Source organism: Prevotella sp. HMSC073D09 (assembly GCF_001814145.1).
Lineage (GTDB): Bacteria > Bacteroidota > Bacteroidia > Bacteroidales > Bacteroidaceae > Prevotella > Prevotella conceptionensis.
On the sequence record NZ_KV815096.1, the window covers coordinates 26,862 to 32,604 of the forward strand.

Consider the following 5,743-nt stretch of genomic DNA (forward strand, 5'->3'; position numbering starts at 1 on the left):
ACTGCGTTTTGCACCAAATTGCACTGCGTTTTGCGGCAAATTGCACTGCGTTTTGCGGCAAAACGCAGCGAATTTAGCGAATAATGGCCCCAAAGCTGGTGCAAATTGCGGTTTTATGCAATGCGTATTCATTTTGCCGGCATTTACAACTAACCCCTTTTTGCATCAAAACCAACCTTCGCGAGAATCGATTTTTTGCAGGGTGGACGATTGGTGGACAGAAAAGGCACTCATAATGTTAAAATTCTTGCTGAAAACTGTACAAAAGTGCTTGCGTGGCATTCGCGCGTATGGGCAACTGCGCGGAAAGCACGCACGTTTACAACCGCCAGCAAAAGCGGTTGTAGGGCATGCAGACCACAGCCAACGGAAACAGCATCATGGAAATGCAGGAATCAGCTGCCATTGAGACGGCAGGTTTTCAACTGTCGGATAAATACATGGAAGTACTTCCAACAGGCCACTTTTTAAGGCATGCCCACGGTTTGCCCCAAAAAAGATGGGCAAGATTTCTGTTTTATCAGCCTTTTGTCCACGACTTCGCACATGAGTGGGGCGCTTGTCTTGTTCTTACAGCACCAGGACAATAAACACCTTCCATTTACAGGTACATAATGGTTAAGGCAACTTCAATAAAGGTTTGGGGCAACCCATAGCAGCCAATTTGTATAAGAAGTGTGTCGGACGGGCTTGCTGTCCGTGAACCATGTTGTTGGAGGTGGTATGCCGACAAGTTGATTGTTTGGTTTTTAATCGTCTCTGTGTGGAGCATGTTTTGCTTTAAGCCCAATCGGTCGTTAGTACGCTTATCAATTAATGTAGGCTGTTTCCAACGCGTCTTGTTCATCTTTTGTTTGCTTGCCCGGCATCTTGCCTGCCTCGTTCTCTCAACGTAGTCCGCCAGGCTTTCAATAATAAGGCAGGCAAGAGGCTCAACAATCAAACAAAATCTGCACAGGTCCTAACATCCGATTGGGGTTTTAACCAAGTTCATTGCTTCAAGTCTCCGCAGAAGTTAATTTGTCGTTTTCTTTCTGCCTTCATTGTCATTTTGTTTCCATTTTGTTGTATTTCTCGAATAAAATGGCGAACTTTGTTGTCGGGTTAAATACCCCTACACGAAAAACAATTATGTTATGAAAAGTAAACTTACCATGGCTGCACTGTCGATGGCCTTCGCCCTTATGGCATCAGCCCAAAAAACAGTTCCTGTTTACCTTAATCCCGACGCACCTGTTGAGGTTCGCGTGCAGGATGCACTTAAACGGCTTACCGTTCACGAAAAAGTAAAACTAATACATGCCCAAAGCATGTTCTCCTCGGCAGGCGTGCCAAGGTTGGGTATTAGGCAGCTGAACATGAGCGATGGACCACACGGTGCGCGCGCCGAACTGAATTGGAGTACTTGGGGGTATGCCCAATGGACCAACGATTCCATCTGCGCCTTCCCCTCGCTAACCTGTTTGGCGGCCACATGGAACCGCGATTTAGCGGGCGAATACGGCCACGCCATAAGCGAAGAGTTTGCTTTCAGGGGCAAAGACATCATTTTGGGGCCGGGAACCAACATCTGTCGCGTGCCGCTTAACGGCCGTAGCTTTGAGTATATGGGCGAAGACCCCTACTTGGCAGGCGAAATGGCCGTGCCTTACATCAAGCGGGCGCAGGCCAACGGCGTGGCTTGCTGCCTTAAACACTTTGCGCTGAACAACCAAGAAACAGACCGCTTTACCGTAAATGTAAACGTGGGTGAACGTGCTTTGCGCGAAATCTACTTGCCGGCGTTTAAGAAATGTGTGCAACAAGCAGGTGTTTGGACCATCATGGGTGCGTATCCGCTGTGGAACGGTCAGCACCTGTGCCACAACGACTCGCTGTTGAACAAGATTTTAAAGAAAGAATGGAGCTTTGATGGGGCGGTGATAAGCGACTGGGAGGGTACTCATGACACGTGGCAGGCGGCAATGAATGGGCTTGATATCGAGATGGGCACCTCTGTGGACCGCAAAACCGAAGACGGCGCGCAAGGTTACGATGCCAATTATATGGCTAACCCACTTGAAAAACTTGTCTTGCAGGGGTGCATACCCATGTCGGTGCTCAACAATAAGGTGGAACGTGTGTTGCGAACCATCTTCCGCACGGCCATGAATCAGCGTAAGACCATTGGTAACCAATGTTCGGACGAACATTATGCCGTATGCAAGAACGTTGGTGCAGAAGGTGCAGTGTTGCTTAAAAACCAAGATAACATATTGCCTATTGCCCCTAACCGTTATAAGCGAATATTGGTGGTGGGCGATAATGCTGTGCGCAATATGAGTGAAGGTGGCGGAAGTTCGGAATTGAAAACGAAGTTCGACATATCGCCCCTTGATGGATTGAAGTCTGTCTATGGCGACAAACTCTTTTTCGTACGCGGCTATTATGCGGGCAAACCACTTTACGGCGCGGTGGAACCGTTATCGGCCGACTCGCTTAAGCAACTGAAAGAAGAGGCTTTGCAAGCTGCCCGAAAAGCCGATCTCATTATCTTTGTGGGCGGATTAAACAAGAACCATAGGCAAGATTGCGAAAACGGCGACCGCGAGAACTACGATTTGTCATACGGACAGAATGAACTGATAGCCGAGTTGGCCAAGGTTCAGAACAACATCGTTGTACTTACTTTCGGCGGAAACGCCTTTGCTACGCCGTGGATAAACAGCGTTAAGGCCTTGATGCACTGTTGGTATCTGGGCTCGATGTCGGGCGAAACGTTGGCCGAACTGGTTTCGGGCAAGCAAAATCCTAGCGGTAAGCTGCCCGTTACCTTTGCCAAACGGCAGGCCGACTACCCTTGTTTCCAGTTTGGTAAGCGTGGTTATCCCGGTGTAGACAAGCAAGTGTACTACGATGAAGGTATTTATGTGGGCTATCGTTGGTTTGATACCAAGGGTGTTGCACCGCAATTTCCTTTCGGTTTTGGGCTTAGCTACACCACGTTTAAGTATGGCAAACCCACGCTTTCGGCCCAAACGATGGACAAGAACGGCAAGATAACTCTCTCTGTTGCCGTTACAAACACGGGTCGCAGGGCTGGTAAAGAAACCATTGAGTTGTTTATTGGCGACGATAAATGTACCGAAGAGCGTCCCATGAAAGAGTTGAAAAACTTTGCTAAGGTAGCTCTTGCGCCAGGCGAAACCAAAACGGTAAGCTTTGACATCACGCCTGGCGACCTTGAATATTGGTCGGAACGCACCCACGGCTTTGTTGCCGAACCTGGAACATTCACTGCTTATGTTTGCGCTAGCGAAACAGATGTGCGCCAAATGGCTAAGTTCGAGTTGAAGTAAGTGTAAGTTGGCGAGTTTTAGGCTGTGCGTTTCTTAGTCTTAAAGGGTATGGCTTTTTGAATTTATAGATTTAAAGGCCGTTGTTGTGTAGTTGGCAAGTTGCTCCACAAGTTATCGTGTTGTAAGACAATATGCCATCTACTTACAACCTTGCAAGCGTAAGAACTGTGAGACGCATAGCCTAAAAAATCACTGGCTAACAAACTTGATATATCATGAAGTTAAAGAGATTAATCATAAAACCGAGAACTGGTCCGTTCGTTTCAACGAGGAAATGTTGCTCTATGAGTAAGATTGTTAGAATGTGCGTCTAGCCATTTTTGTCAATGGCAAGCATAAATTAAGAACTCCATGTTAAAAGCACAACTTGTTGAAAGTGTAATTAAAGAGGCCTAGTTTAATTTGCAATATCGCGTATGAAAAGGTTTTTGGCGTTTGGTATAGCAGTTGGTGGCTCTATACTTATTTCGCATTTAGTGAACTATCTTATAGTTGTTCCATGTGTCATAGGTGATGAGTGTGGCTATGATGTTGGTAAGTGCGATAGGGGAAAGGTGTTTGATCTGTTCTTTGAGCAATCGTCTGACACGGGTTACCATCCTGAACCAACCCTATTTAACTTCTTCTTTGTCACGTTTATTGGAGCGATGGTTGGGATTTGTATCTTTAAAATCATTGTGCGTTTTGGCTTACCTAAAACAAAAGTCTCGCAAAATTGTGCACGAAAGACTTAATACAACAAGGTTACTGTATACAAGGTAGATAAATGAAAAGGGGAAGTTCAACGAACCGAGGAGAGAAGTGTGTTGTATTGCCTTGTAAGTGATAATGGGCGAGAATATAGAAAATGACCGGAAAACAATTATAATACATTGCGTATGAAAAGCTTATTCTTGTGTATTTGCATCTTTCTAAGCCTTATTCCCATTGATTTGTGGGGACAGAGTAAGGTTAATAAACAAAGCCGTGGGCAGAAAGTGGCTGGGTATATCTCACTCCTAACGGCCGACAGCATTAAGTATTGGGATTACAAAAGTGGTAGACGGGGCGTGGCTTTACAGAAACAGGGTCTTGAATATATGGAATACGATGAGGGGAGACATCGAGAGTATGTAACCCGAGCGTGCATGTGGTTGTCTACCTTCTTTTCAGTTGACCAGCGAAGAACATTAAAAGTGTTTCGTTATAGTAGCCGTTACCCGGCGGAGCTTGATTGGAAAGGGAAAATTTTGAAACTGACGGAGGACACATTGATTGTAAAGAGGAAAGGAGTACGTGGGCGAGCTATATACATAAAAAGCAAAGACCAGTCTTTTCCATTAAAGCCTGCATTGAATCCATTTAACATGAGGATGGCAGAAATAGGGATGCAGACCGACACTCTGTATAGAAAGATAGACTCGATATGTGGAGTTTACCATGCCATGAATGCGTGTCCTGACACAATGAACGCAGAAATCAGTATAACAGTGAGTAAGGAAGGCAAAGTGGTTATGGCCAAGTATAGTCGTTTGCCGCCTGATTCTGCCACCTATGCTGGCTTTTATGCCGCTTTCTTGGCGTTTGTTAAGAGCATCCCTTATAAACCCTCAGTGGACATTGTGACAAAGGAAACGTTCGATATGAACCTTTCTTTTCCTTGCATGTTCTTAACACTAGAAAGGTGGGGCGTAAGGCTTCGCCGCGAATTGCAACAGAAACGACAAGCGATAAGTAAAGAGAATTCAACTACAAAGTAGGGGAAATGAGCTGTAACGTTGTTCAATACAGATAAAATGTGCATAATGAGTATGTTTATATATAGAAAGTGAGGTGATGGTATGAAAAGGTTATTCTTGTGTATTTGCATCTTTCTAAGCCTTGTCCCTGTTGATTTATGGGGACAGAATAAGACGGGGCTGCAATCTAGTAAGTTAGAAACAGAGGTGTTGTATGATGTAGAAGGCATTGCTTATAAGCAAGTTTGGAGGAAAGATGGAGAGGTTGTTAGGTGTTGTTATCTTACTCGAAGTGGGCAGAAAGTTGAGAATGCCACATGGTGTGTGGATACGCAATGGGTATCAACTTTGGCAGATAAAGTTTTGGATAAAATACGTTTTGACTATACTAACTGCACAAACGTACGGGGAATAGTCCTTTTATTGGCTGTTCCCAAATTGAATATAGCGGAGTTAAGGCTGACGGACGTATTGCCAAAAGAATATAAAGAGATGTTGTTGAGGGCGGTTCGTGATGCGGAAAGCGACATTAGTGGCCTTGAAGGAGATACTCCCATACTGGCTCTTTTCCCTGTAAGGTTTACGACAAACTGAAAACATGCAACACAAATAAATAAGAAAAGGATCTGAATTAGGATGAAGAAGATGTTACTTAACTAAAGTTTCCCACCCTAATAAATAGATAGA

6 protein-coding genes are annotated in these 5,743 nt (G+C 45.0%); 5 read left to right on the plus strand and 1 reads right to left on the minus strand.

All coding sequences use genetic code 11. The features are described 5' to 3' along the window. The coding region (locus HMPREF2955_RS16565) for a hypothetical protein (protein WP_210401295.1) at positions 1 to 409 on the plus strand (409 nt) is incomplete at its 5' end. Between the two features lie 192 nt (positions 410 to 601). Here HMPREF2955_RS16565 and HMPREF2955_RS16240 read toward each other — a convergent pair. Beyond that, a complete protein-coding gene (locus tag HMPREF2955_RS16240; RefSeq protein ID WP_168166877.1) occupies positions 602 to 847 on the minus strand; it encodes a hypothetical protein in 246 nt (81 codons plus the stop codon). A 289-nt stretch (positions 848 to 1,136) separates the two neighbouring features. Between HMPREF2955_RS16240 and HMPREF2955_RS08295 the strand changes: the two genes are divergently transcribed. The 4 genes from HMPREF2955_RS08295 (at position 1,137) to HMPREF2955_RS08310 (ending at position 5,650) form a co-directional block, all read left to right on the plus strand. After that, on the plus strand, positions 1,137 to 3,338 hold the full coding sequence (locus HMPREF2955_RS08295) for a beta-glucosidase (RefSeq protein ID WP_070722577.1): 2,202 nt from the start codon (positions 1,137 to 1,139) through the stop codon (positions 3,336 to 3,338). A 416-nt stretch (positions 3,339 to 3,754) separates the two neighbouring features. Beyond that, positions 3,755 to 4,072 carry a hypothetical protein gene (locus HMPREF2955_RS08300; RefSeq protein ID WP_070722579.1) on the plus strand — a complete coding sequence of 106 codons (318 nt, stop codon included), beginning with the start codon at positions 3,755 to 3,757 and terminating at the stop codon, positions 4,070 to 4,072. A 144-nt stretch (positions 4,073 to 4,216) separates the two neighbouring features. Further along, positions 4,217 to 5,077 (plus strand): hypothetical protein, encoded by an 861-nt coding sequence (locus HMPREF2955_RS08305; RefSeq protein ID WP_070722581.1) that lies wholly within the window; start codon positions 4,217 to 4,219, stop codon positions 5,075 to 5,077. Positions 5,078 to 5,158: 81 nt separating this feature from the next. Further along, positions 5,159 to 5,650, plus strand: coding sequence for a hypothetical protein (locus HMPREF2955_RS08310; protein WP_019186925.1), 492 nt, complete (start codon positions 5,159 to 5,161; stop codon positions 5,648 to 5,650). The last annotated feature ends 93 nt before the right edge of the window (positions 5,651 to 5,743 follow it).